The organism is Pumilibacter intestinalis, assembly GCF_943193005.1.
Classification (GTDB): domain Bacteria; phylum Bacillota; class Clostridia; order Christensenellales; family Pumilibacteraceae; genus Pumilibacter; species Pumilibacter intestinalis.
This window is the reverse complement of record NZ_CALPCH010000018.1, coordinates 1-26,073: the sequence shown is the minus strand read 5'-3', so window position 1 is coordinate 26,073 and position 26,073 is coordinate 1. Positions and strand designations below refer to the sequence as shown.

21 protein-coding genes are annotated in these 26,073 nt (G+C 48.0%); 4 read left to right on the top strand and 17 right to left on the bottom strand.

Annotation, left to right across the window (positions count from 1 at the left end; genetic code table 11):
• Window positions 1-26 precede the first annotated feature (26 nt).
• From NFR55_RS08560 to NFR55_RS08540, 5 genes are all read right to left on the bottom strand, one after another.
• A complete protein-coding gene (locus NFR55_RS08560) occupies window positions 27-689 on the bottom strand; it encodes a PDDEXK family nuclease (protein WP_251548305.1) in 663 nt (220 codons plus the stop codon).
• A 379-nt stretch (window positions 690-1,068) separates the two neighbouring features.
• Window positions 1,069-1,374 (bottom strand): hypothetical protein, encoded by a 306-nt coding sequence (locus tag NFR55_RS08555; RefSeq protein ID WP_251548303.1) that lies wholly within the window; start codon window positions 1,372-1,374, stop codon window positions 1,069-1,071.
• Window positions 1,375-1,386: 12 nt separating this feature from the next.
• Window positions 1,387-1,851, bottom strand: a complete 465-nt coding sequence (locus NFR55_RS08550) for a hypothetical protein (protein WP_251548301.1) — start codon at window positions 1,849-1,851, stop codon at window positions 1,387-1,389.
• 30 nt (window positions 1,852-1,881) lie between these two features.
• Window positions 1,882-2,361, bottom strand: a complete 480-nt coding sequence (locus NFR55_RS08545; RefSeq protein ID WP_251548299.1) for a molecular chaperone DnaJ — start codon at window positions 2,359-2,361, stop codon at window positions 1,882-1,884.
• Window positions 2,362-2,411: 50 nt separating this feature from the next.
• Window positions 2,412-2,666, bottom strand: coding sequence for a hypothetical protein (locus tag NFR55_RS08540; RefSeq protein WP_251548296.1), 255 nt, complete (start codon window positions 2,664-2,666; stop codon window positions 2,412-2,414).
• A 213-nt stretch (window positions 2,667-2,879) separates the two neighbouring features.
• Here NFR55_RS08540 and NFR55_RS08535 point away from each other — a divergent pair, with 213 nt between their 5' ends.
• The 3 genes from NFR55_RS08535 to NFR55_RS08525 all read left to right on the top strand — a co-directional run bounded on the left by NFR55_RS08535 (window position 2,880) and on the right by NFR55_RS08525 (window position 6,676).
• Complete coding sequence (locus tag NFR55_RS08535) at window positions 2,880-3,095, top strand: helix-turn-helix domain-containing protein (RefSeq protein WP_251548294.1); 216 nt, start codon at window positions 2,880-2,882, stop codon at window positions 3,093-3,095.
• Between the two features lie 352 nt (window positions 3,096-3,447).
• Window positions 3,448-4,482, top strand: coding sequence for an IS30 family transposase (locus NFR55_RS08530; protein ID WP_251548292.1), 1,035 nt, complete (start codon window positions 3,448-3,450; stop codon window positions 4,480-4,482).
• Between the two features lie 460 nt (window positions 4,483-4,942).
• Complete coding sequence (locus tag NFR55_RS08525) at window positions 4,943-6,676, top strand: hybrid sensor histidine kinase/response regulator (protein WP_251548290.1); 1,734 nt, start codon at window positions 4,943-4,945, stop codon at window positions 6,674-6,676.
• Between the two features lie 146 nt (window positions 6,677-6,822).
• Here NFR55_RS08525 and NFR55_RS08520 read toward each other — a convergent pair whose 3' ends face one another.
• From NFR55_RS08520 to glgB, 11 genes are all read right to left on the bottom strand, one after another.
• Window positions 6,823-8,043, bottom strand: a complete 1,221-nt coding sequence (locus tag NFR55_RS08520) for a sensor histidine kinase (protein ID WP_251548288.1) — start codon at window positions 8,041-8,043, stop codon at window positions 6,823-6,825.
• 125 nt (window positions 8,044-8,168) lie between these two features.
• On the bottom strand, window positions 8,169-8,810 hold the full coding sequence (locus NFR55_RS08515) for a response regulator transcription factor (RefSeq protein WP_251548286.1): 642 nt from the start codon (window positions 8,808-8,810) through the stop codon (window positions 8,169-8,171).
• A gap of 83 nt (window positions 8,811-8,893) precedes the next feature.
• Window positions 8,894-9,685, bottom strand: coding sequence for a phosphate ABC transporter ATP-binding protein PstB (gene pstB / locus NFR55_RS08510; RefSeq protein ID WP_251548284.1), 792 nt, complete (start codon window positions 9,683-9,685; stop codon window positions 8,894-8,896).
• Window positions 9,682-11,463 (bottom strand): phosphate ABC transporter permease PstA, encoded by a 1,782-nt coding sequence (gene pstA / locus NFR55_RS08505; protein ID WP_251548282.1) that lies wholly within the window; start codon window positions 11,461-11,463, stop codon window positions 9,682-9,684. Before pstA ends, pstB begins: the two co-directional genes overlap by 4 nt.
• Before the next feature lies 1 nt (window position 11,464).
• A complete protein-coding gene (locus NFR55_RS08500) occupies window positions 11,465-12,277 on the bottom strand; it encodes a substrate-binding domain-containing protein (RefSeq protein WP_251548280.1) in 813 nt (270 codons plus the stop codon).
• A gap of 237 nt (window positions 12,278-12,514) precedes the next feature.
• Window positions 12,515-14,383: a glycoside hydrolase family 13 protein gene (locus tag NFR55_RS08495; RefSeq protein ID WP_251548278.1), complete on the bottom strand. Its 1,869-nt coding sequence runs from the start codon at window positions 14,381-14,383 to the stop codon at window positions 12,515-12,517.
• 20 nt (window positions 14,384-14,403) lie between these two features.
• Window positions 14,404-16,836, bottom strand: coding sequence for a glycogen/starch/alpha-glucan phosphorylase (locus NFR55_RS08490; protein WP_251548276.1), 2,433 nt, complete (start codon window positions 16,834-16,836; stop codon window positions 14,404-14,406).
• 10 nt (window positions 16,837-16,846) lie between these two features.
• Window positions 16,847-18,403 (bottom strand): glycogen synthase GlgA, encoded by a 1,557-nt coding sequence (gene glgA, locus NFR55_RS08485; RefSeq protein WP_251548274.1) that lies wholly within the window; start codon window positions 18,401-18,403, stop codon window positions 16,847-16,849.
• 28 nt (window positions 18,404-18,431) lie between these two features.
• A complete protein-coding gene (glgD, locus tag NFR55_RS08480) occupies window positions 18,432-19,547 on the bottom strand; it encodes a glucose-1-phosphate adenylyltransferase subunit GlgD (protein WP_251548272.1) in 1,116 nt (371 codons plus the stop codon).
• A gap of 27 nt (window positions 19,548-19,574) precedes the next feature.
• Complete coding sequence (locus tag NFR55_RS08475; protein ID WP_251548270.1) at window positions 19,575-20,750, bottom strand: glucose-1-phosphate adenylyltransferase; 1,176 nt, start codon at window positions 20,748-20,750, stop codon at window positions 19,575-19,577.
• Window positions 20,751-20,783: 33 nt separating this feature from the next.
• Window positions 20,784-22,700: a 1,4-alpha-glucan branching protein GlgB gene (glgB, locus tag NFR55_RS08470; RefSeq protein ID WP_251548268.1), complete on the bottom strand. Its 1,917-nt coding sequence runs from the start codon at window positions 22,698-22,700 to the stop codon at window positions 20,784-20,786.
• A gap of 363 nt (window positions 22,701-23,063) precedes the next feature.
• Here glgB and NFR55_RS08465 point away from each other — a divergent pair, with 363 nt between their 5' ends.
• A complete protein-coding gene (locus tag NFR55_RS08465; protein ID WP_251548266.1) occupies window positions 23,064-25,145 on the top strand; it encodes a glutamine synthetase III family protein in 2,082 nt (693 codons plus the stop codon).
• A gap of 191 nt (window positions 25,146-25,336) precedes the next feature.
• Here NFR55_RS08465 and NFR55_RS08460 read toward each other — a convergent pair whose 3' ends face one another.
• Complete coding sequence (locus tag NFR55_RS08460) at window positions 25,337-25,897, bottom strand: DUF2726 domain-containing protein (RefSeq protein WP_251548264.1); 561 nt, start codon at window positions 25,895-25,897, stop codon at window positions 25,337-25,339.
• Window positions 25,898-26,073 lie beyond the last annotated feature (176 nt).

Sequence of the window (26,073 nt, the reverse complement as noted above, 5' to 3'; positions counted from 1 at the left end):
AAGGACGGTGCTCCGTCCTTTTTATGTTATTCGTCAAGAAAGTTTATTTTGCCTTCCTCATAACTTTCAAGTTTTCTGTCTAATGTTGCCTCTATATCTTTTGTGTCGGTTTTCTCATGCGTGCATATTAACGTTATGCCTTTTTTTCGGTACTTTTCTATTTTATAGTTTTTTGTACGTGTGTATTCATAATTGCTTTCATCATATCCCCAATGCTCTATGTAAACTTTTAGTTCAGGCAAATAGAAATCTGGGTGAAACGTTTCGCCGTCAATAGTTAATGCTTTTTCATAAGCATGAGCAATTTTGTTACTGAAAAGATAATTATCGATTTCTCGTTCCGATTTACTTTTAACAACATGTCCGTCGCGACAAATATATATTCCCTCGTAAGACTCATCTAATATTTCGATTTCCGAACATTTGGTGATTTTCAATAACAATGTTTTGTTTTTGTATTTGTTGTAATGTGTGCGGCAAAATAAATACCCGTTGCTTTCAGTTCCGCAAACAATACAGTTATTTCCAATACTCCACTCATTTTGCGGCACATACGGTTGTTTTTCTTCTTTGTTTTGTTTTCTGCTAAAATCGAATACAGGCGTTTCTATATCCGCGCGTTCTTTTGTTTTAGGGGTTAAATCGTCCCCCCCCCGCAGTTTGTGCACGACTTGTCCGAAAAACGCCACTCGCCGCAATCTTCGCATTTTACAACTTTGCCGTCGGCTTTCATTTGCAAATGTTCATAGCACAGCGGATAAAATTTGTATCCTGGCTTGCCGCAAATTGCACAATTTTTTCCCATAGTGTAATACCCCTTTTGTTTTTGAATTGCCGACAGTATACCATAATTTACAAAAATATGCAATCATTTTATAACCGCAAATGGCTTAGGGGTTTGCGGAAAGGGTTGAGCGGTTCGCCGCGAATAGGGATACCGCGCACGGTGCGCATAGAATTCGGGTGTGGCTTGGGCTAAGGGCAATAAATTTCCACCGGGGTTATTTTCCGGTGCTATGCAACCGTGTTGGTTTCGAGGCTATACAGTTGCGCATGAAAAAAGGACGGTCACCCGCCCTTTTCCTCATTGTCGTATGAATGGCTTTGTATTACCGCATTTGGGTGTTGTTCAAACCACGTGTCAAAGTCAAACTCTTGTAATTCAGCTATAAATGCTAAATGATTTTTTGTTATAAAGTGTCGGGATAAATTATCGCTATCGGCTGTAAATTCGTAAACCATAGTTTTACTATTATGCATTACAAAACCATTAACGGGAAAACGAAGCGGAGCTATGCTTGTTAATGTATATACTTCGTTTTTATATTCCACTTTTGCCCCAACTTTCAAATATTCAAATTCTGCTATTGTCATTGTTTGTGCTCCTTATTTTTTGATATCGTCTTTCGCTATTGCTTGCGGGTATTTCTTTTGCAATGTTTTGTAGCGAGCTATGGCTTTGTGTCGTTCCTTACCCTCGAATCGTTCACTTATTATCTTTTCAAACGGTTGCCCGCCTTTGCGATAGCCTTTGAATACGCACACGGTATAGTATACTTTGTTGTGGTAGTGGTCTTTGTGCCGCAAAAGTTGTATGTGTATGTCGTATACGATTTGCGCCGCCTGCATGTCGTTGTACAGTATATACAAGTCACGGCGATAACTCCGCATGTCTTGTATAAGCTGTTCGGCGGCTTGTATAATGCGTTCGGCGCTTTTGTCGCTTTCGGTTATGCGGTCGAGCGTGTCAAGTTTTTTGGGATTCCATATCCCGCCTATAAAGTACATGTCGGGCGTTATGTATTCACTGCGCCCGTAGTGTTTGAATTTTTCCGTTAAATGTTCCGTCATGGCTTTGCTCTCCTTTCGGCGGTAAGCGGCTTATACAGCCGCTTGCAACCGTTTCTTTTCTTCTTCCTTTATAATCTCCGAGCCGTGTAGCCGCCGTATTTCTTCAAGCGTTAAACGGTGCTTATTGTCGCTCGGCTTATCCGTCCACGCCCACGCTTTTTTACTACTGCACCAAAAGAACCCTAAGGCTTTCAGCTCGGCGCGGTACGCATACGCGTTGAATACCCATAGCCACGAGCCGCAAAGCTCAATTGTGCAATCAAAAGATATTATTGCGTTTATTATCTCGCGGAAATTGTCGGGTATGTCGGCGGCTTGCTCTTTGGTATACGTCTTGCCGTTCGCCGTTTCGTGTACATTCTTTACACGCTCAAACAGCGCATCATACTCGGCGTTTATAGCTTGCATGTCTTCCACCTTACCGCCCCTGTCGGGGTGGTGCTTGAACGCAAGCGTTTTATATTGCCGTTTAAGTTCGTCGATTGTTTCTACATTTACAAAGTATTTCATGTCTTACCCCTTTCCTGCGGACTTTTGCCGCCGCAGGTCGGCAAGTGATTTTATCTATAATTTGCTTTGATTTCAAGTTCCTGCATAGGATATATGCGGTCAGAATCGAAAGGATAAATGTATTTTTCGACCTCGTATATTTGCGGCGCTATTTCATTAACAATTTTTGCAAGATTGTAATACTCGCCGATTTTAACAACGATATACTTTTCGCGTTCTTCGGGATAATATATTCCGATATTTTCGGCGGCGCGTATTGCGTTCTTTTCAAGCATAAACTTATTGAGCTCAAGAAAGTTATTCAATTTACCCTCGTGATTTGCTACAATTAACTTATTTTTCTCCTTTGGCTGTTAAGGTTGCCGCCCTTGTTTATCTTATAGTACTATTATACCACTTTTTTGTAGTGTTGTCTACTATTTTGTAGTGGTAAATGTAATTTATTTAGCGATTTTACGTATTTTTTATTGACAGCACCATTTTTATGTTGTATACTCTATAATACGAGGTGCAGTAAAATGGAATTAAGTTTGACTGAAAAATTAAGATTTGCTATGATTAAGCAAAACATGTCGCAAACGCGACTTGCGGAACTTACCGACCAAACGCAAAAAAATCTTTCAAATAAAATGATACGGGACAATTACAAACTGTCGGAATATCAGCGACTTGTCGAGGCTCTCGGCTGTACGCTTGAAATTAACATTGTACTGCCGAACGGCGAAAAGCTGTGACGAAGAAGAAAAAGAAAGTATGGGCGCGGAAGTTCCAAGCGGTTTAGCGGAACGCCGCGCCCCTTTCTTTTTCTTCGTCTTTCGGACGTGAACGCCGCGGCTTTCCGCTTACAACCCGCTACTTCTCCCACAATGGAGAAGTGAATGGTGCGCCATTCACTTCTTAGCTATTTCTCAAGCATGGCACGCGCAGTTGTGTCAAGGGTAAAAAGTAAAAATTTTTCGTATAAGCTACTGCATTATGCCGAAAAATTTTTACGCCCCTTGACACGGCTTGCGCGGTTATGCTTACTCTCTCTTAAACTACGGAAAAGGACGGTACAAAACTATGGGTACATTCGGAAGAAAAAATTTGACTTTAACTCAACGCCTTATGCTCGAAAATTGTCTTAACGCTAAGTTACGAAAGAAAACCATTGCCGAGAAGCTCGGCGTACACATTTCTACGGTTTATCGTGAAATAAAGCGCGGACAATGTACTATGAAAAAGATACACTACATAGACTGGTTTGGCGAAAAACATTACAAATACTTTACGGCATACAGTCCAAACTTAGCTCAAAGCAATTACCACTTAAACATGACGAGCAAAGGTATTCCGTTAAAACTCGGCAACGATTACGACTTTGTAAATTATGTAGAACACCGTGTGCTTTACGACCGCATGTCCCCTTGCGCTGTACTCGGAGAGATAAAACGCAAAAAAATGTTTCGCACCTGTATAAGCAAAACAACGTTATATCGCTATATTGAAATGGGCATATTTAGCAATATCTCTATGGCTGATTTGCCCATGGGCTTACGCAAGAAAAAATATCGCAAAGCGGTTGCCAATCGCCCGCCGCGCGGCACAAGCATAGAAAAACGCCCCGCGGATATTGCGGAGCGTAACAGTTTCGGGCATTGGGAGATGGATTGCGTAGTAGGAAAACAATGCACAAAAAACGTACTCCTTGTTCTTACCGAACGCAACACGCGATACGAAAAGATTTTTCGCATGCCGAATAAGAAACCCGAAAGCGTACTTAAGTGTTTAGACATTCTCGAACGCAATTTCGGTAAAACAAAGTTTCGCAAAGTATTTAAGAGTATTACGGTAGACAACGGCGTAGAGTTTTCGGATTTCGACGGCATGGAAAAATCTATATTCGGCGATAAGCGCACAAAGATTTATTACTGTCACCCGTATACTTCATGCGAACGCGGAAGTAACGAGCGAATAAATAGAGATATACGGCGGTGGTTTCCTAAAGGCACTGACTTTTCAAAATCTCCGTTAAAAAAGGTGCGCTTTGTGGAAAGTTGGTTAAATGATTACCCGCGTGAGATATTCGGGTTTGCCACTCCCGCCGAAATGTTTGCCGCCGAACTCGCCGCTATAGTATAAGACCTCGAAACGTAGTCGCGTTTCGAGGTCTGCAATCGGGGTTAAGGAACCGTGTTATATTCTTATGCTTATAAGCTGCCGCATGGCGGCTATTTTGCTATACGCAGTATGCACAACCGCCCCGCGCGCGCGTTTCCCATTCCCCTTGCAAGGGGAATGGGAAACGTTTTCTTCGTAGCCATAATTAACAAACCCCTTCTTACATGCTATACTTCTAATATAAATTTTAAGGTTTTTTAACTTTTTCGCTCAAACTGCTTGACTTTTCGTTACAAAATTTTTCTCGCCCCGCGCTAAACGCTCTTTTTTCATGCGCCCTTTCCCGTCATTGCGAGGGCACTTGTGCCCGCAACGACGGTTACCCCCCCCCGCCTCTGCGGCAATCGCCCACCCGCTCATATATTTGACAAAGTGTTGGGAATGTGATATAATACAGGGCAATATAAGGAGACGAATTTTCGTGAATACGAATACGGAACCAAATCTTATCGAGCATATGCTCTCAATTTTGGGCGCACGGGAGAATGGCGACTTAAACAAGCATTTCGCGCACTCGGGCGTTACATCAAAAGAGGGCTATCTCGAAACGGCGGAGCAACTCAAAGCGTTTATAGACGAAATACCCGGCGGTTTTCTCATCTACCGAGCGGGCGGCGACGAAGAAATAATTTTCGCCAACCGTGCTCTTTTACGCATTTTCGCCTGCGACAATTTCGCGCAGTTCATGAAACACACGGGCGGTTCTTTCCGCGGGATAGTTCACCCCGACGATTTCGACGCGGTTGAAGCGAGCATATACGAGCAAATCAAAAACAGTTGCGACAATCTCGACTACGTGGAATATCGCATCACCGACGCCGACGGCAACACCCGCTGGGTGGAAGACTACGGGCACTACGTGCGCAGCGAAGCGGCGGGCGATATATTCTACGTGTTTATAAGCGACGCAACCGAAAAGATGCTTCGCAAACTCAAAAAAGAGGTTTCGCAGGAAATCGAGCAAAAAAAGTTACTCGAACAGGCTCTCAAAAACGCGAACCTCGCGTTCGTAGCAAAAAACGCATTTCTTTCCAATATGTCGCACGATTTGCGCACTCCGCTTAACGCGATATTCGGCTTTGCCACGCTTGCCGAAAAGAACATAAACAATCCGCAAGTCGCCGCGGGCTATCTCGATAAAATACGCGAAGCGGGCAACAACATACTCGAACTCATTGAGCGAGTGCTCGAGCTGTCTTATATGGAAACTCAAGATTTCCGCATAACCGAAGCTCCTTGCGACTTGCGCGAAATAGCCTACGGAGTGTATACCTCTCTGCTCACGCAGGCGAAAACAAAGCAAATAAAATTCATACGCAGTCTTTCGGAGGTGAAACACCTCACCGTTTTCGCCGACGCCGACAAGCTACGCGGCATTCTCAAACACATTGCGCACAACGCAATCAAATACACGCCCAAGGGCGGCAACGTAACAATTAAAATATCCGAGGAGCAAAAGGCGCAAAGCGAGTTCTCCACCTACCGTTTCGAAGTTTCCGACGACGGCATAGGCATTTCCGAAAACGCGCTCGAAAGAATTTTCGAACCGTTCGAACGGGAGAACAACACCACGCACTGCGGCGAATACGGCTCCGGACTGGGGCTTACCATAGCAAAGCATCTCACCGAAATGCTGGGCGGAAACATAACGGTAAAGAGCGAACCGAGCAAAGGAAGCGTGTTTACCGTTACAATCGCAATGCGCGTTCAGGAACAGGAAAGAGATACGGCGATTGAAAGCGAAGACCCCGAGTCGGTAGCCGCCATAGAGGGCAAAAAGATACTCTTGGTGGAAGACAACGAAATAAATCTCGAAATAGAAACCGAAATACTCGAGGACCTCGGATTTAAGGTGGACACCGCAGTAAACGGAAAATTCGCGGTGGACGCGGTGAAAAAGGCTCAACCCAACGAATACTCGTTCATTTTAATGGACATACAAATGCCCATAATGGACGGACACGAGGCAACCGCCGAAATACGCGGACTGCCCGACCCCGCCCGCGCTTCGGTGCCCATTATCGCGCTGTCGGCAAACGCGCTCGAAAGCGACAAACGGATTTCCATGGAAACGGGCATGAACGCGCACCTCAACAAACCGCTCGACGTTCCCCTACTGCTGAAAACCGTGAATAAAATTCTCGCCGCAAGCTGAACGCTTTCATATTAGTTGCTTGTGTCAGTTGTAGGTTTCGTCATCGTCTTCAAAAGGGTACAATACCACTCATTACACCACTGTGGTATGCTATGTATTTATCACTATGACAGTATAAAGTCAATAGATTTTCAAAAAGCGACTTTCTAAAATTCAACGGTAAACTTACTGCCTTCGCCGAGCGTGCTTTCGACGCTTATTTTCCAACCGGATTTTTGGCATATCTTTTTGGCAACGGCAAGCCCCAAACCAAAGCCGCCGTTTTTACCGTTGTGCGATTTGTCAACCGTGAAAAAACGTGAAAATACTTTGCTCATATTTTCTTCCGCAATGCCTATTCCCGTATCTTCAACAGTCAAGCCTTGATAGTTAAGCGTAACCGTTATACTGCCGCCGTCCTTATTGTATTTAATGGCGTTTCGCACGAGATTTCCGAAGATTTCGCTTAATCGTTCGTGTCTGCTCATTACGATTACGTTATCGTCTATTTTTTCCGTTATCGTAATATTCCTTTTGTCCGCTTCGGGTTTCAATGCGGCAATCGTTTCTTTTGCAAGCGCGGAAAAGTCCACTTCGTAAGGGGGTAAATCGTCATTGTCGATTTCGCTGTAATTGATGATACTAGCAATCAAATTTGTAAGGCGTTCGCTCTGCGTGAGAATGGTTTTATACGCCGTTTTCGATTGGCTTTCGTTCATACCGCCCGCCTGTAATAATTCGGCATATCCGTGAATAGACGTGAGCGGCGTATTCATTTCGTGCGTTACGTTGGATATAAATTCGTCCTTTGAAACACGCGCTTTTTCCACAAGCTCTTTTTCCGCTTGTATCTCGCTCATTTGCCTTTGAATGTTGCGATTGCGCTCGTTGAGAATATCGGCTACGGGTTTGAGTTCGGAATATTTGCTTGTAACTTGCGGATTGTTTGCGGCGTCGCTTGCAAGTTTTTTTACGGGCGTTAAGATATAGTGCGTTGATACAAAGGCTATGACGGCGCACAATACGATTGCCAAGATGAAGAAATACAGTAATATAGGTAACGATTTTGCAAAAATACTCCAATCGGTATCGGTGAATATAGCAATCCGCACTAAAAATTGTCCGTCGAAGTTTTTGCAAAAGTACACCATATTTTTACCGAGCGTAGAACTGCCGCGCACGGCAAAGCCTTCTCCGTCGAAAATAGCGTCTTTTATTTCCGCTCTGTCTGAATGGTTTTCCAAATCGTCTTCGGCAATGCTGTCGGCAAGTACGTTGCCTTGCGCGTCCATAAACGTAACCCTTGCGCCGTTCAATTTTTCCGAAAAGGCGGCGGCACTTTGTGCGTTCAAATCTTCCAAAGTTAAGCTATCGTCAAAGCCGTTCATATAAACGCGCAAATATTCTTTGCTGTTATCTACGTACGATTTATAATAAACTTGCGTTGCCGCAAAAGAAAAGACAAAAAGACAGGCAAACGTAATTCCAAGCGATAAAATCCAAATGCGCCATTTCATAATTTGTACCCCACACCGAATATCGTTTCAATCTTTACGCCGAGCTTGCGAAGACGGGCAACGTGATTGTCGAGCGTTCGCGTTTCGCCTACGTCGTACCCCCAAACTGCGGTTAAAAGTTTTTCACGGGATAAAACTTTTCCGTGATTTGCCATAAAATATTGTAATAGTTCAAATTCCTTATGATTGAGCGATACTTCTTTGCCGTCGATTTCGCAGACGAAAGTTTCAGAGTTCAGCGTAACATTACCAACCGACAAAACGCTTTGTCGCTGTTTTCCGCGCAATCTTGCGTTTACTCTTGCCGTAAGTTCCAATACGGAAAAGGGCTTTGCTATATAATCGTCCGCGCCCATATTCAAACCGTTTACCTTATCTTCTTCCTTTGATAGTGCGGAGAGCATAATACAGCTTACGGCAGGAAATTTCTCTTTGATAAAACGCAGAGCGTCTAAACCGCTTCCGTCGGGTAACATTATATCAAGCAATGCAACGTCCGGCTGTTCGCCCAAAAGTGCGGCGGTAAAAGATTTCAAGGTTGAAAACGCCTTAAATTCCAATCCGTTCATTTCGAGCGCAACTTTTATAAGTCCGCAAATGCTTGTATCGTCTTCTAAAATAAAAACCGTACCTTTCATAATATCACCTTGCTTTAATTATATCATTTTTTGTTTGATAAATAAAGTGTTGAGAATATGCCGCTTGTAATAAAATTGTAATATCAACCAAATCTGCCGTTGATATAATCGTCTGTTTTTTTGTTCTGCGGATGAGCAAACAACTTTTTGGTTTCGTCCATTTCAATCATTTCGCCCAAAAGGAAGTACGCCGTATAGTCGGCTATTCTGAACGCCTGCTGCATATTGTGCGTTACCATAATAATAGTCATATTCTTTTTGAGTTCAAGACAGAGTTCTTCTATTTTTCCGGTAGAAATGGGATCGAGCGCACTCGTCGGTTCGTCCATTAAAAGAATTTGCGGCTCAACGGACAGCGCACGGGCAATACAAAGCCTTTGCTGTTGACCACCCGAAAGTCCGAGCGCGGATTTATTCAACCTATCTTTTACTTCGTCCCACATAGCCGCGCCTTTGAGCGAGCTTTCGACTATCCCGTCCAATTCGCTTTTAGAGCGTATTCCGAACGTGCGCGGACCGTATGCAATATTATCGTAAACGCTCATAGCAAGCGGGTTGGGGCGCTGAAACACCATACCCACGTTTTTGCGAAGACGGGATAAATCGGTCTTGCGGGAATAAATATCCGTATCGCCGATTTTGATTTCGCCCGTGATTTTACAGCCTTCGATTAAATCGTTCATTCTATTAAGCGATTTTATGAGCGTGGATTTGCCGCAACCGCTCGGACCGATTAAAGCAGTGAGTTTATTTTTCGGAAAATCCATATAAATGCTTTTAAGCGCGTGAAACGAGCCGTAGTATAAATTCATTTCCTTGACCGAAACGGCAATATCGCCGCTCAAATCAAATTGCTCTATAATGTGTTTTTTCATATCTTTTTTCTCCGATTAAATAACCATTCCACAAGTGAAACGAGTAAGTTAAGTGTGATAACGAATATAAGCAATATGCTTGCCGTAGCGTAGGCTTCGTTTACTTGCAAGCCGTTACTCATAAACTTCCATACGAGAACGGCGAAACTTGCCGCGCTATCACCGTAACCTTGCGGAATAAAAGTAGATGCCGAGCCCACCGTAAATATGAGAGCCGCGCTTTCGTTTACGATTCGCCCGATTGAAAGAATAATCGACGTTATAATTCCCGTAATTGCCTGCGGCAGAACAACGACGAAAATCGTCCGCAGTTTTCCCGCGCCGAGAGCGTAACTTGCTTCACGCATACTGTCGGGCACTTCCGATAAACTTTGTTCGGTGCTGCGTATAATCGTCGGCAAAATGATAAGAGCCAAAGTAATACCGCCCGCCCATAGAGAATAGCCCATATTCATACCGATTACAAAGAATACCATTCCGAACAGCCCGAATATTATCGACGGAATACCGGCAAGCGTATCGACGAACAGGCGTATCACTTTAACGAAAATGCTTCCTTTCTTTGCATACTCGTTCAAAAAGATTGCCGCGCCTACACCGAGCGGCAAAGCAAGCAACAGCGCAAGACCTATAAGCATTGTAGTTGATACAAAAGCGGGCGCAAGCGTCGTGTGTGCGTTACCGCTTTCCCCGAACATAAAATCAATACTCAAATGCGGAAAGCCTTTTACGAAAACGAATATTACGATAAATGCGAGAACGAACGCAACCAGCAAAGAAATAACCCAAGAAACTATCCATAGCGCATCGCAAGCGCTACCCGTGCGACGATAGCTTTTTAACGTATCTTTCTGTTCGCTTTCTCTCAATCTACGAGAGAAGAATTTATTGCCGCCCTTGCTGTCCTTTTTTACAGCCATAAGGCAAAGATTAAGTATGAGTATAAAGATAAGCAATACGAACCCGTCGGCAATAAGCGCAGACTGTTCGGACGGCGTTGCATAACCCCAATTCTGTACGATATTGCTTGTGAGCGTGGTAAACGGCACGAACGCACCGAACGGATAACCCGAACCGTTACCCACTATCATCTGAACAGCCATTGTTTCGCCGATTGCCCGACCTATGCCGAGTATGATTGCCGATATAATTCCGCTCTTTGCGGCGGGCAGCAAAACTTTCCATACCGCTTGATTTTTTGAACAGCCGAGCGCAAGCGCGCCTTCGTAGTAGTGCATGGGTACTGCTTCCAAACTGTTTTTGGTTATGGAAGTTATTGTCGGTAATATCATAACCGAGAGAATAAGCGTACACGCCAAAAGTCCGAAACCCGCATTATTCGGGTGGAATATATCGACGAGTAGCGGCATTAAAAATTTATACCCGAACAGACCGTACACGATAGACGGAATACCCGCAAGCAAATTTACTATCTGCGTATATATCTTTTTCAGTCGTTTAGGGCAATAAAATACAAGCCACATCGCCGTAAATACAGCAAGCGTGCCGCCGAGCAGAACGGCGCATACGGTTAGAAAGAACGTGCCGACAATCATTCGCCATATTCCGAAAGTTTCCGATTTTGCCGACCATTCAGAGCCGAAAATAAACTTGAAAAAACCTATATCACGAAAAGCGGGTATGCTTGCATAAAGCAAATAACCGATAATCGTAAATACGGCAAGAATGGAAAATGCCGCAAGGGCTATAAATATTGCCTTTGCGATATTTTCCTTTGAAAAAAACTTTGCCGTTTTTATCTTTGTTAGCGTAGTCATATCACTTTACCGAAATATAACCCGCGCCCGTTATAACCGTTTGAGCTTCCGCACTCATAATATAGTCGTAAAAGCCTTGTGCCGCCGCCGACAGCGTTCCGTTTTCTTTGAGTACGATTACGAAAGGACGTTGCAGAGCATAAGTGTTATTCATAATGTTTTCCACCGTGCAAGCAACACCGTCTAAACTTACCGCTTTAACCGTATCGTCCAGACTTCCGTAGGAAATATAACCTATACTGTTCGTCGCGGTTGCAATGGTTGTCTTTACGCCGCCCGTCGAAGTGATTTCTGATACGACTTTATCGCTCGTTCCCGACAAATATTTTTCTATTTTCATAAGGTCGTCGAACGCCTTGCGCGTGCCGCTTCCAGCTTCCCTTCCGATTGCCGCGGTAATGGAAGAGTTGGGGATTGACGTGCCGTTTTCGTAAAGAGCTTTTACGTCCGCTTTGCTTACGTCCGTTATATCGCAACTCTTATTGACGATAAGCGCGATTCCGTCCATGCAGAGCGTATAACCTTTTACGCCCGTATCTTTTTCGGTCAAATCTCTTGAAGCCATACCGAAATCGTTTAATCCGTTTTGTACGTCTTTAATGCCCGTGCTCGAATCGGACTCATTGATTTTTATACGGATATCGTGCGTCTTTTCGTATTCCGCCGCAAGTTTTTCCATTATGGGTGTAACGGAAGACGAACCCGAAACGGTAATGCTTTCCTTTTTACTACCGCAACCGCCGAGTGCAGCCATAGAGCTACCGATTGCAGCTATGCACAATGCACTCATCAAAATTTTTGTCAGTTTTTTCATTTTTTTGTTTCTCCTTGAATTTTTATTTTTTGTCGCTTGACAAGTATATAATAGCAAGAAGAAGTAACAAAGTTAGTCAGTCAGTTGCAATAAATATGTAAAAAGAAACAGGACTTCGATTTGAAATCCTGTTCTTTTTCATCGCTTGAAAGTGCAACTCTTATAAAATTTTTGTTTTTTAATCCCTATGGGAATTGCGCTTTTCTCGCGAAGGTTTTTTCTTATCTTTTCGTTTTATTACTTTTTCTTCTTTTCGGGAAATACCGTGTCCGCAGTCTTTTTTATTATAACCGCGTCGAACGGGGCTACAATTCCGCCGAAAGACTTAAGCGAAACGAGTTCGGTGTAGCCTTCCTTTATTCCCGTTGCATACGGTTTGTCGCCGCGGTTTACTATAACGGTTATTTCGCCGTGCTCGTTCTTGCGCGAGAACGCAAACACGCCGTCCGCCGCCGCCACGGGCACATACTTGCCGTCGGCGAAAACTCCCTTTTCTCGCGTGCGCATTGCGCCCAGCTTTTTATACATGCGCAGGTAGTTTTTGTTCTCCCGCTTCCACGGATAACATCTGCGGTTGAAGGGGTCTTCGAACCCCTCGAGTCCCGCCTCGTCGCCGTAATACAGGCACGGAACGCCCGGCAAAGTGTATTGCAGCGTTGCCGCGAGCTTAACGAGCTTGAGCGCGTGTTCGCCGTCGGAGATTTCGGCGTTCGCCCGTTTGTCGCGGGTGGACGTGTCGCCGCTGTCGCCGAGCACGCTTATTATACGCGCCGTGTCGTGCGTGTCGAGCAGGTTCATAAGGTTGTTAACCACGAACTGCGGGTAATTGTTTATTATTACGTTTACGGTGTCGGCGAGCTTTTTGGCGTCGGCACTGCGCACGAAATTCAATATATCTTCTTTGAACGGATAGTTGGTAACGCTGTCGAGCTGTCCGCCGAAAAGATATCTTCTTCGTTGCGAGTAAGATATTTTGTTGCTCGCGTCCTCCCACACCTCGCCGAGCACGAGGCAGTCGGGATTAACAGCTTTCGCGGCGTGCACCGCCCTGTCTATGAAACAGTCGGGAAGCTCGTCGGCAACGTCCAGCCGCCAACCGCCTATGCCCATCTCCGTCCAATAGCGAATTATGCCGTCTTCGCCGCACATGTATTCGAGATAAGAAGGCTCGCACTCGCGCACCTGCGGCAGTATATCTATGTTCCACCAGCAGTCGTACGAGTCGGGATAGTCCTTGAAACTATACCACTTGTAGTACGGACTGTGCACCGACTTGTACGCGCCCAAGCTGTCGTATCTGCCGTACTTGTTAAAGTATATGCTGTCGTCGCCCGTGTGCGAAAACACGCCGTCGAGCATTATCTTTATGCCCTTTTTGTCCGCTTTCTTTATAAGCTCTTTGAGGTCGTCGGCAGTGCCGAAATCGGAATCCACTTTGCGGTAGTTAGCGGTATCGTACTTGTGATTGCTGTGCGCCTCGAATATGGGATTTAGGTATATGCACGTTACTCCCAAGCCCTTTAGGTAGCCCAGCTTTTTGATTATGCCGCGCAGGTTGCCGCCGAAAAAGTCCTCGTTGCGTATCTTGCCCTCGGAGTCGGGGCGATACTCGGGCAAACCGTACCAATCTTCGCGATAACGCGCGTAGTCTTTGGTTTTGAGCCGCGCGCCGCCGTCGTAAAATCTATCGGGCATTATCTGATATATAAGTCCGCCCTTTAAGAACTCGGGGGCTTTGTATATCTCTTCGTATACGCTCAGTTGCCAATCGTGCCCTTTGCCCAAAAGCGCGTTTAAGTCGTCGCCGCAACCTATGCGGTACTGTTTGTCTTCGGTGTTTATTATAAAGTGATAGAAATACAATCCGCGAGTGGTAACGGTTACGCTCACGTTATATTCCATGGTGTATTCGTGGTCTACGGATACGAAACTCATGGGATAGTACACGTCGCTCTCGCCGTCTTTGGTGAGCACCAAAAACACTTCGCTCGGATTGCTCGGGCGATTGAATTTGAGCGTAAGCTTAACGGGCTCGCCCGCCTTTACCGCCCCGAGAGGAGTTTTGAATTCTTCGCTGTTGGGAAAAAATTTAACCTGCTCGTTCACTTTTCTTTCCTCCTTTATTCTTACTGTTTGGTTGTTTTCGCTTTCTTTACCTTGCGCAAATTCCATATGCCTTGCGCGTAATCTTCTATGCTTCGGTCGGACGCGAACACTCCCGCTTTGGCAATGTTCACGAGAGCCATTCTGTTCCAACGCTCTTTGTCTTTATACGCTTCGTCCACGTCGCGAGCCGCCCGCATGTAGTCGCCGAGGTCGTACAGGCACATATACGGGTCGGCAATGTTGTTGCTTCCCAATATGAGATAGTTTGCTATATCGGCAAAACTCTCTCCGTTGAAGCCTTCGCGCAACCTGTCTACTATGCGGCGAATTTCGTGATTGCCCGTGTACAAATTGCTCGGGAAATAATTGCCCCACATAGCCGCCGCCTCGTCGGCTTTAAGCCCGAAGATAAATATGTTGTCGTCGCCCACGTTCTCGCGAATTTCCACGTTCGCGCCGTCGAGCGTGCCCAAAGTTATCGCGCCGTTTAACATGAATTTCATGTTGCTCGTGCCGCTCGCTTCTTTGCCCGCGAGCGAAATTTGTTCGCTCACCTCGCTCGCCGGAATAAGCCGTTCGGCTCGCGTTACGTTGTAGTTTTCCACAAACAGCACGTCGAGCTTTTCTTTTATTTTGGGGTTTTTCTGTATTTCTTCGCTAAGGCAGTTTATTAGGCTTATTATGCGCTTTGCGTGATAGTAGCCGCCCGCCGCCTTCGCGCCGAACACGAAAGTTTGCGGCGTAACGTCTTTATCGGGATTATCGCACAAATCGAGATACTGCGAGATAATCTTGAGCACGTTCATAAGCTGACGTTTGTACTCGTGCAACCGCTTTATCTGCGTGTCTATTCGGCTCTCGGGATTGAGCACAAAACCCGACTGCTCTTTGATATACTTGGCAAAATCCACCTTACACGCATGCTTAATCTTGCCTATTTCGGCAAGCACGCGCTTGTCGTCTTTGTATTTGAGCAGTCCCTCGAGCTTGCCGGCGTCGCGGTCGGGGTCGCCCACAAGGTCGGTTATAAGCGACTTAAGACCGGGGTTAGACTGCGAAAGCCATCTGCGGTGCGCTATGCCGTTGGTCACGTTCGTGAACTTTTCGGGCGACAGCGTGTAAAAGTCGCGGAAAACGCTTTCCTTTATTATCTCGCTGTGAAGCGCACTCACTCCGTTTACGGCGTGCGAACCTATCACGGCAAGATTAGCCATGCGCACCATGCCGCCGCCGAGCACCGAAACCCTGTTCACTTTGTCGAAATCGTTGCTTTTTTCCATTGCCCAATTGCAATATCTGCGGTCGATTTCTTTTATTATCATGTATATGCGCGGCAACAAAAGCTTGAAAAGACTTTCATGCCACTTTTCGAGAGCTTCCGCCATTACGGTATGATTTGTGTACGCTATGGTGCGCGTGGTCATATCCCAAGCGGTATCCCAATCGTAGCCGTGTTCGTCCACGAGTAAGCGCATGAGTTCGGGCACGGCGAGCGCGGGGTGCGTGTCGTTTATGTGTATCGCCGCAAGGTCGGGAAGATTATCAAGCGAAGCGTTGTTTTTGAGGTGGTCTTTAAGTATGTTCTGCAAACTCGCCGACACCATGAAATACTGCTGACTGAGCCTGAGCTGTTTGCCCTGCTCGTGGTCGTCGCTCGGATACAGCACTTTGTTTATGAGCTCTGCTTTGTTGTCGGCTCGCATTGCCGAAACGTAGTCGCCCTGCGTAAACGATTTCATATCGAAATCGCTCCGTCCCGACGCGCTCCAAAGCCTGAGCACGCTCACGCCGTCGCTGTCGCCGCCCGATATCATCATATCGTACGGGAGAGCTTCTATCACGTCGGCGTCCACGTGTTCTATGCGGCATCTTCCGTTTTCCCAATGTTCTATAACTCTGCCGCCGAATTTAATCTGAAAGTTTTTGTCGGAGCGCGGCATTTGCCACACCTCGCCGCTGTTAAGCCACATGTCGGGCAGTTCAACCTGTTGGCATTCCACTATCTTTTGGCGGAAAAGCCCGTATTCGTATCTTATGGAAAAGCCCATAGCCGGATAGTTGAGCGAGGCAAGACTGTCCATAAAGCAGGCGGCGAGCCGTCCGAGTCCGCCGTTGCCCAATCCCGCGTCGGACTCGAGCTCGTAAAGCCTGTCGAGCTTAAAGCCCATTTTGCCGAGAGCCTCTCTCGCGCTGTCTTCAAGCCCGAGATTGTAAAGGTTGTTCTTTAAGCTCCTGCCGAGCAAAAATTCCATGCACAGGTAGTAAACGCGCTTGTATTTGCTTTGCACTATGCGCTGATTGTTCGCCTGCTTTTTCTTGAGCAGTTTATCTCGCAGTACGAGCGCGAGAGCTTTATATACTTGTTCTTCGGTTGCGGTCTTTTTGGTCGCCGCAAAGTATTTGTTCAGTTTGTCTGAAATCAGTTCGAGCATTTCTTCAGGTTCTTGCGTCATGAGTCCTCCGTTACAGCAATTCTTTATAGTTCTTAATGTATTCTCCCGCCGAACTCGTCCAAGTAAAGTCGGTAGTCATCGCGCGGCGCACAAGCCCCGCCCATTTGTCTTTGTAGTCGGTGTAAAGCCCAACCGCGCGGTCTATCGCGCCCATCATATCGTCGGTGGCGTAGCGCGAAAAACGGAAACCGTTGCCCATATCGCCGTTGTAGCAGTCCACTATGCTGTCGGCAAGTCCGCCCGTTTCGCGCACCACGGGTATTGTTCCGTAGCGGCACGCCATCATTTGGCTCAGTCCGCAAGGTTCGCTCTTGCTCGGCATAAGGAATATGTCCGCGCCCGCGTATATCTTGTGCGAAAGGTCTTTGTTGAACGCTATTACCGCGCTGAACTTTTGGTCGTACATTTTCTGCACGTGCGTGAAATAGTTTTCGTAGTCGGGGTCGCCTTTTCCCAGTAGCACGACTTGCACGTTTTTGCGCAAAATATCGTTCATTGCCGCGCGTACGAGGTCAAGCCCCTTGTGCCCCACAAGCCTCGATACTATGGCTATCACGGGAGTGTCGGGCGATACGGGCAGATTGAGCATTTTTTGAAGCTCGGCTTTGCCCTTTGCCTTTCCCGCCATATGGTCTTCGTCGTAGTTGGCAAACAGCGCGGGCTGAGTGCGCGGGTTGTAGGTATCCACGTCTATACCGTTTAATATGCCGCGCAACTTAAAGCTGTTCTTTAACAACACGTTCTCGAGTCCGTGCGCGTAGTACGGGTCCATTATCTCGCGGGCGTAGGTAGGGCTAACCGTGCCCACCGCGTCCGAATAATCGATAGCTCCTTTCATGAGGTTTATGCAACCGCGGTGCTCTATGCTCATATACTCGGAGTCGGGTATGCCGAACACGTCCTCTATAATACTGCGGCTGTATTTGCCCTGATACTCTATGTTGTGTATCGTAAACATCATCTTGATGCCGCCGTAGCCCTCGCGATACATATAAAACAGCTTGTAGTAAATGGGCACGAGAGCGGTTTGCCAATCGTGGCAGTGTATTATATCGGGCTTAAAGCCGAGGTGCGGAATAAGCTCCGTAACCGCGCGGGAAAGGAAAGCAAATCTCTCACCGTCGTCGTAATATCCGTATAGGTTGGGGCGTTTGAAATAATACTCGTTGTCTATAAAGTAATACAGGGTGCCCTTGTAATCGAGCTTGAACAGTCCGCAGTATTGATTTCTCCAAGCAAGCGGTACGTTTATGTGGCAGATAAACTCGAGTTTAGCGCGATACTCCGCGGGGAAACTCTCGTAAAGCGGCAATATTATCCGCGCCTCGAATCCGCTCTTTTTGGCGTTTATCGCCTGCGGCAAACTGCCCATAACTTCTCCGAGTCCGCCCGTGCCCGCAAACGGGAACGCTTCGCTGCACACGAACAGTATTTTTTTATTGCTCGCGGGAGTCTTTTTCTCAATAATAGGCTTTTGCGCGGGTGCGGCTTTTTGAGTAGGCGTAGCTTTTACGGCGTTAGCGGGTTTTTTCTCCGCCGTTGCGGCGGCAGTCTTTTTGGTTGCCATAAGTTTTCTCCTTTTTTATTAATTCCTGCTATATTACGGTTTCTTTGGCTATATAATAGGGGTGCGTTTCGTGGCCCGAGAGCAATCTGCCGCCGAGCACTTTTACCGACTTGTCGGCTATCACGCAGTGAAGCCGCGTGTCTTCGCCCACCTCGGTGTCCTGAAACACAATGGAGTCGGATATCACCGCGCCGCGAGCAACTTTTACGCCGCGGAACAGTATGGAATTGCGCACCTCTCCTTCAATCTCGCAACCGTCGGCAACAAGCGAATCGGTAACTTTCGCGCCTTGCGAAAATCTTGCGGGCGCACTGTCGCGCACTTTGGTGTAAATGTTCGCGCCGTCTTTGTAGAATAATTCGTCGCGCTTTGCCTTATCCAAAAGTTCGAGCGAACGCGCGTAATAGTCGGCAAGCGAGTCGATTTTGGCAAAGTAGCCGTCGTACTCGTAAGCGAATATGCGGTGCTCGCGGCACCCTTTAACAAGCACGTCGCGCGAAAAGCTCGCGTATCCCCATTCGGCGGCGTTTTCTATAAGCCGCAACAAGAAGGTGCGGGATATTACCATCATGTTCGTAAACACCACTTTTTCGCCGCTCAACTTTTGCGACGTGGTAACTTTGGTAACTCGCTTTTCGGAGTCGAACTCCACCGCCGAACGCACCTGCGTTTGCGTTCCCTTAAGTTTCATTTTGCTTACTATAACCGTTATGTCGGCGTGGTTTTGCTCGTGCTTTGCCACAACGTCGGCAAAGTTGAAATTGCACACGGTGTCGCAGTCGCTCATCACAACGTAATCTTCGTCGCTCCGCTTTAAGAAATGGTCTATGCCGCATATCGCCTCGAATCGCGATTTATACAGCGTTTTTTCGCCCGCGCCGTAGGGCGGAAGAACCATAAGCCCGCCCGTTTTGCGGTTTAAGTCCCAATACTTGCCGCTCCCCACGTGGTCCATGAGCGACTGATAGTTCATTTTGGTTATCACGCCCACTTTGGTTATGCCGCTGTTTACCATGTTGCTCAGAACAAAGTCTATAAGCCTGTATCTGCCGCCGAACGGTATCGACGCAAGCGTGCGCTTGCCCGTAAGTTCGGTTATTTCTCGGTCGTGTATGTTGCTGAATATTACTCCCAAAGTTTTCATTTTATCACCGTTTTCTCCTCTTTATCCTCAATCCACTATTTCGCCCGCCGCGACTTTCGCGCCCGCGGCTATCTTGTTGCCGCGCCCCACGAGAGCTATCTTGCTCTTGCCGCTCTTTTCGTCGCCCACCGTTGCACCGTCGCCTATTTCCACGTTTTCGTCTATCATGCCGTAAGAAATACGCACGTTTTTGCCTATCACCGAATTGTTCATGATAACGCTGTTTTCCACTACGGTGCCCTCGCCTATACAAACGCCCTCGCCTATAACAGAGTTTGTCACCTCGCCGTATATCTCACAGCCCGTGGTGAGAATGCAGTTATCCACTTTGGCGTTTTTCCCGAAAAACGTGGGCGGCAAAGGCTCGTTCCTCGAATATATTTTGCCGCTCGAGTCGTTTAGCGAAAGCGCGGGCTTTTCGCCCAACAAGTCCATGTTCGCTTCCCACAGGCTGGAAACCGTGCCCACGTCTTTCCAATAGCCTTTGAACTGATACGCAAACATTCTCTTGCCCTCGGCAAGCATGGAAGGAATTATGTTCTTTCCGAAATCGTTGCTCGATTTGGGGTCGGCTTCGTCGGCCACAAGTTCGTCTACGAGCACGCTCTTTTTGAATATGTATATTCCCATGCTCGCGTGATTGCTCTTGGGCTCTTTGGGCTTCTCTTCGAAAGAAAGCACTCGCTTGTCCTCGGCGTAATCCATTATGCCGAACCGGCTCGCTTCCTTTTCGCTAACGTCTATAACGCTTATGGTGCAGTCCGCGTCGTTTTCTATATGCTCGCGAAGCATTTCCGAATAGTCCATTTTGTAAATGTGGTCGCCCGAAAGAATGAGCACGTGCTCCGAGTCGTACTCGTTGAGAAAGTGTATGTTTTGGTAAATCGCGTTCGCCGTGCCCTTATACCACTCTCCGCCGTGCTTTGCCTGATAGGGCGGAAGCACGTGTGCGCCGCCGTAGGTGCGGTCTAAGTCCCACGGCTCGCCTATGCCTATGTACTCGTTGAGTATGAGCGGCTGATATTGGGTGAGCACGCCCACCGTGTCTATTCCCGAATTGATGCAGTTGGAAAGCGGGAAATCTATAATTCGGTACTTTGCCCCGAAAGACACCGCGGGTTTGGGCGCACGGCTCGTAAGCGCGTATAGGCGCGTGCCCTGTCCTCCCGCAAGCAACATTGCCACACATTTTTTCTTTTTCATAATATCCCCTTTATACAGTGTTATTTCCTTGTTTTATTGCCTTTTCTTTTGTGCCGCAGGCTTTCGGGCGGCGTTTTTTTTCTTCACGGTCTTTTCCGAAATTTGCACCTTGTTTTTCGGAGCCGCTACTTTACCAACCATATATATGCCGCACATGGGCGGAATATTCATCTTTATGCTGTTTTTCTTGCCGTGACTCTCCCTTTCTTCGGTTTTGTGCTTTATCCCCTCTTGAGTAAATCCGTTTACGTCGCTGTGCAGTATTTCGGTAAACGTGCCCTTATCGCACCCGAACACGTAATCATCTATTCCCACCGGCGAGAAATTGAACGCGCACAGCAAGCGGTTGCCCGCGCCGTCGCGCCTCTCGTATATTATTACGTTGTTGTTGCGGTCGTCGGGCACAAGCCACTCGAACCCCCGCCAGTCGTCGTCTATTTCGTACATTGCGGGGTGCGACTTGTAAATCGCGTTGAGCTTACTCACAAACTCGAGCGCGCCGCGGTGCGACGGGTAATCCAAAAGCACCCAGTCGAGCTCATCGGCAAACGCCCACTCTTTGAACATGCCCAGCTCGCTCCCCATCATGAGCAGTTTTTTGCCGGGGTGAGCGTACATGTTCATAAGATAGTTTCTGTATCCCGCAAACTTTTGCTCGTAGTCGCCCGGCATCTTGTTGAGCAACGAGCCTTTCCCGTGCACAATCTCGTCGTGCGATATGGGCAGTATGTAGTTTTCCGAAAACGCGTAAGTCATGGAAAACGTGAGGTTGTTGTGCAGTCCCTTTCTGAACAGCGGGTCGGTCTTGGCGTACGAAAGAGTGTCGTTCATCCACCCCATGTTCCACTTGTAGTTAAAGCCCAAGCCGCCCTCCGAGGCGGGGTGCGTCACGAGCGGAAACGCCGTGCTCTCCTCGGCTATCATCATTACGTTTTCGAACCGAGAGAACACCTCGGTGTTGAGCTTGCGGAAAAACTCTATCGCGTCGAGGTTTTCTTTGCCGCCGTACTTGTTGGGTCGCCACTCCTTGCGGGCGTAGTCGAGATAAAGCATGCTCGCAACCGCGTCCACCCTTAAGCCGTCTATGTGAAATTCTTTGAGCCAATATATTGCGTTCGATACGAGAAAACTTTGCACTTCCGTTCTGCCGTAGTCGAAACAGCAAGTGCCCCACTCCTTGTGCTCGCGCCTGAGCGGGTCGTCGGGCTCGTACAGCGGCGCGCCGTCGAACTCGTAAAGCCCGTGCGCGTCTTTGGGAAAATGACCGGGCACCCAGTCGAGTATTACTCCTATGCCCGCGTTATGGAATTTGTTCACGAGATACGCGAAATCTTCGGGCGTGCCGTAACGCGCCGTGGGCGCGTAGTAGCCCGTTACCTGATATCCCCAGCTGCCGTCGAAAGGATATTCGGCGATACCCATGAGTTCTATGTGCGTAAATCCCGCTTTTTTTACGTATTCGCTCGCCTCGTCGGCAAACTTGCGATAGTCGAAACAGTTGCCGTCGGCGTACTTGCGCCACGAACCTATGTGCGCCTCGTATATGCTCACGGGCGAATGGTACGTGTCGGTGCTCTCGCGGGCAAGCATGTACTCCGAGTCCGTCCACTTTATTTTGGAAAGGTCGTATGCTTTGCTCGAAAAGTTACCGCCGTTTTCGCAATGCGCGGCGTAGGGGTCGGACTTGTAAAGTTTCCGCCCGTCGTAAGTTTCCACGATATATTTATAACAATCGTACTCTTTTACGCCCTTTATTTTGCCGCTCCAAATTCCGCGGTTGTGCTCGAGCGGTATTTCGCGCCAATCGCAGAAATCGCCTGCCACGCTCACCTTTTTGGCTCGCGGCGCCCACACCGTAAATTCGGCTTCGTCTTTACCTAATTTGCACCCGAAATATTTATACGCTTCGTATAGAGTCCCTTCGTAAAATGCGTCCGTCCAAGCGTCCATGTTAAGTCTTTCGCCTCATCGCCCTTTTTGTAATATTATACCACATATAAAAGCAAATTTCAAGGGGTTTTGAAATTTATCTGCTAAAATTTTGAAAAGGGCATTGACAATATTGACATTTTATTATATAATGTAAGTATCGAAAGTAGGCGTTTTTATAAGCGCGAAAAAATGTGCGTTTTTGCATATAAAATCGATTGACTTTCGCTTTCAAAGTGCTATAATATTCCTGTAAATTGCTTCCGGCAACGACGCTGTAAGGATTTCGGACTCATAACGAAATCGTTGCGGCGTTTTTTATTGCCCGTTCGTTTCATACGTATACTTTTTTAAGCGGCTTGCCGCAAAGGAGATAACAAACTTATGACAAACGTACCCGAAATGTTCGGCTCTCTCGTGTTTAACGATAAAGCCATGCGCGAACGGCTCCCCAAAGATACATACGCCGCGCTCAAGAAAACGGTTGAAAGCGGCACGCCGCTCGACCCGTCGCTTGCAAACACGATAGCCTCCGTAATGAAAGACTGGGCTATAGAGCACGGCGCGACTCATTACACGCATTGGTTTCAACCCATGACGGGCATTACCGCCGAAAAGCACGACAGCTTTATCACTCCGTCGGGAGCGGGCGCGGTAATCATGAACTTTTCGGGCAAAGAGCTTATACACGGCGAACCCGACGCGTCGAGTTTTCCCTCGGGCGGACTGCGCTCCACATTCGAGGCTCGCGGGTACACGGCTTGGGACCCCTCGAGTTACGCGTTTATAAAAGACGGCGCGCTTTGCATACCCACCGCCTTTATCTCTTACGGCGGACAGGTACTCGATAAAAAAACACCGCTTCTCCGCTCCATGAAAGCGCTAAACGACTGCGCCGTGCGTCTTCTCCGCGCACTCGGCGACGCAAACGCTCAGCGCGTTATAGCCACGGTAGGACCCGAACAGGAATACTTTTTGATAGACCGCGAACTGTGGAAAAAGAGAAAGGACCTGATTTTTACGGGCAGAACGCTTTTCGGAGCGCGGCCGCCCAAAGGTCAGGAACTCGAAGACCACTATTTCGGAAACATTCGCCCCCGCGTAATAGCCTACATGGACGACCTCGACCGCGAGCTGTGGAAACTCGGCATACACGCCAAAACCCGCCACAACGAGGTTGCGCCCGCTCAGCACGAGCTTGCGCCCATATTCACCACGGTGAACGTGGCAACCGACCACAATCAGCTCACCATGGAGGTTATGAAAAAACTTGCCGACCGCCACGGGCTCGTGTGCCTGTTGCACGAAAAGCCGTTTGCGGGAGTTAACGGAAGCGGCAAGCACGACAACTGGTCTTTATGCACCGACACGGGCGAAAATCTTCTCAATCCCGGCAAGTCGCCCGAAACCAACCTGCGCTTTTTGCTCTTTTTAACCGCGGTTATAAAGGCGGTAGACCTAAGGCAAGACCTGTTGCGGCTAAGCGTGGCGAGCGCGGGCAACGACCACCGCCTGGGCGCAAACGAAGCTCCGCCCGCAATAATATCCATGTTCATCGGCTCGGAGCTTACGAGCATACTCGACTCCATGCAGAGCGGGGCGCAGTATAAGGGCAAGAAGGGCAACAAAATGCAGGTTGTGGAAACCATTCCCGAATTTATGGCGGACACCACCGACCGCAACCGTACGTCGCCGTTTGCGTTTACGGGCAACAAGTTCGAATTCCGTTCGCTCGGCTCGGCTTTCAACATCGCATGCCCCAACGTAATGATAAACACCGCTGTAGCCGACGTGCTCGCCGAGTTTGCCGACGTGCTCGAAAACGCCAAAGACAAGGAAACCGCGGTTAAAAAACTTATCGCCGAAACTTACGCCGCGCACAAGCGCATAGTGTTTAACGGCAACAACTACTCCGATGAATGGGTTGCGGAAGCGAAAAAGCGCGGCTTGCTCAATCTCAAGACCACGCCCGAAGCTCTCCCCTATTACACCCGCGAAGAAAACCTCGCGCTGTTCGCCCGCCACAAGATATACACGGCTCAGGAAATAGAAGCGCGAAAAGATATCTTGCTCGAAAACTACTGCAAGGTTATAAATATAGAGGCTCTCACCATGATAGACATGGCGGGCAGGCAGATTATTCCCGCATGTATCAAATACATGAAAACGCTCGCGCGTACCATAGAGAGCAAAACCGCAATAGGTTTCGAGTCGCAAACCGAAAAAACCTTGCTCGCAAAAATCGACGCGCTCACCTCGGCGGCGTATCAGGCAAATCAACGCCTGAGCGAAGCCACGGTGAAAGTAAAGAGCGTAGCGGGCGTGGAAGCGCAGGCGTCGGCCTACCGCGACACGGTGTTTACGGCAATGCAAGAATTACGCGCCGCATGCGACGAACTCGAAACGCTCGTACCCGAAACCGACTGGCCCATGCCCTCTTACGCCGACCTTCTGTTTTCGGTATAGTAAGTATAAAACCGTATATGCTTTTGCTCCATGCATGAGATTGCCGCGTCGGGCTACGCCCTCCTCGCAATGACTGTTTGCGGTTGCCCTGTCATTGCGAGGGCACGCAGTGCCCGCGGCAATCCCCTGCGATAGAACAAACGTCATTGCGAGCGAGTGTAACGAGCGCGGCAATCCCCTGCATGAGAACCCTACAAATACTTAAAAATGCGTTTTTTAACCTCAATGGGATTTTTCGACTCGGCGAGCGTAAACGTAACGAGCGGCATGTTTGCCGCGGCGCAAATTTCCGCCACTTTGCGGTCGCGCTCGGCGCGGTCGGCACGGTTGTGCGACGCGTCGTTAAGTTCAATGAGCAAAAGCGGCTCGTAACTCACGGAGTCGGCTATCATAAAATCAATAACTCGGAAAAGCTCGTTGCGGAAAGCCGCGGCGCGTTTTTCTATTACCGACACGAGCGGAACTTGAACGCACACCGCGTATCGATTGCCGAGCATTGTGCGCAGAGTATGTAAAAACTCCAACTCCGAACGCGACATAAACTCGCGCTTTCGGCTGTAAACGCTTTGTTGCGGCGAAGCGTTTTTTCGCGAAAGATACAGCAAAGCCGCCACGCACGCGAGCGTGAGCGCAACGGCAACGCAAGTAAGCGCGAGCAACCACCCGTAATTATTTTTTGCGTACAAATACGAAAGCGCGACTGCAAGCGTCGCGCCTATCGCCGCCGAAAAAAACAATACTCTCTTTTGCATTTACATACCCTTTCAAATGTTTGAGATTGCCGCGGGCACTGCGTGCCCTCGCAATGACATGCAAAGTAGCGGCCACCCGAAATAAAACCCCTACGCGTAAGCGTGTGGGTTAAGGGCAACGCCCTTATCGTTGCGGGGGTGCAGGGGACACAGCCGAAAGTGTCCCCGCCGCCCTT

What these genes read in the sequence shown, in the direction of transcription:
- NFR55_RS08555 (WP_251548303.1), bottom strand. Translation starts at nt 1,374, where the DNA reads ATGACAATAGCAGAATTTGAATATTTGAAAGTTGGGGCAAAAGTGGAA.
- NFR55_RS08550 (WP_251548301.1), bottom strand. Translation starts at nt 1,851, where the DNA reads ATGACGGAACATTTAACGGAAAAATTCAAACACTACGGGCGCAGTGAA.
- NFR55_RS08545 (WP_251548299.1), bottom strand. Translation starts at nt 2,361, where the DNA reads ATGAAATACTTTGTAAATGTAGAAACAATCGACGAACTTAAACGGCAA.
- NFR55_RS08535 (WP_251548294.1), top strand. Translation starts at nt 2,880, where the DNA reads ATGGAATTAAGTTTGACTGAAAAATTAAGATTTGCTATGATTAAGCAA.
- NFR55_RS08520 (WP_251548288.1), bottom strand. Translation starts at nt 8,043, where the DNA reads ATGAACGGCTTTGACGATAGCTTAACTTTGGAAGATTTGAACGCACAA.
- NFR55_RS08515 (WP_251548286.1), bottom strand. Translation starts at nt 8,810, where the DNA reads ATGAAAGGTACGGTTTTTATTTTAGAAGACGATACAAGCATTTGCGGA.
- pstB (WP_251548284.1), bottom strand. Translation starts at nt 9,685, where the DNA reads ATGAAAAAACACATTATAGAGCAATTTGATTTGAGCGGCGATATTGCC.
- pstA (WP_251548282.1), bottom strand. Translation starts at nt 11,463, where the DNA reads ATGACTACGCTAACAAAGATAAAAACGGCAAAGTTTTTTTCAAAGGAA.
- NFR55_RS08500 (WP_251548280.1), bottom strand. Translation starts at nt 12,277, where the DNA reads ATGAAAAAACTGACAAAAATTTTGATGAGTGCATTGTGCATAGCTGCA.
- NFR55_RS08490 (WP_251548276.1), bottom strand. Translation starts at nt 16,836, where the DNA reads ATGACGCAAGAACCTGAAGAAATGCTCGAACTGATTTCAGACAAACTG.
- glgA (WP_251548274.1), bottom strand. Translation starts at nt 18,403, where the DNA reads ATGGCAACCAAAAAGACTGCCGCCGCAACGGCGGAGAAAAAACCCGCT.
- glgD (WP_251548272.1), bottom strand. Translation starts at nt 19,547, where the DNA reads ATGAAAACTTTGGGAGTAATATTCAGCAACATACACGACCGAGAAATA.
- NFR55_RS08475 (WP_251548270.1), bottom strand. Translation starts at nt 20,750, where the DNA reads ATGAAAAAGAAAAAATGTGTGGCAATGTTGCTTGCGGGAGGACAGGGC.
- glgB (WP_251548268.1), bottom strand. Translation starts at nt 22,700, where the DNA reads ATGGACGCTTGGACGGACGCATTTTACGAAGGGACTCTATACGAAGCG.
- NFR55_RS08465 (WP_251548266.1), top strand. Translation starts at nt 23,064, where the DNA reads ATGACAAACGTACCCGAAATGTTCGGCTCTCTCGTGTTTAACGATAAA.
- NFR55_RS08460 (WP_251548264.1), bottom strand. Translation starts at nt 25,897, where the DNA reads ATGCAAAAGAGAGTATTGTTTTTTTCGGCGGCGATAGGCGCGACGCTT.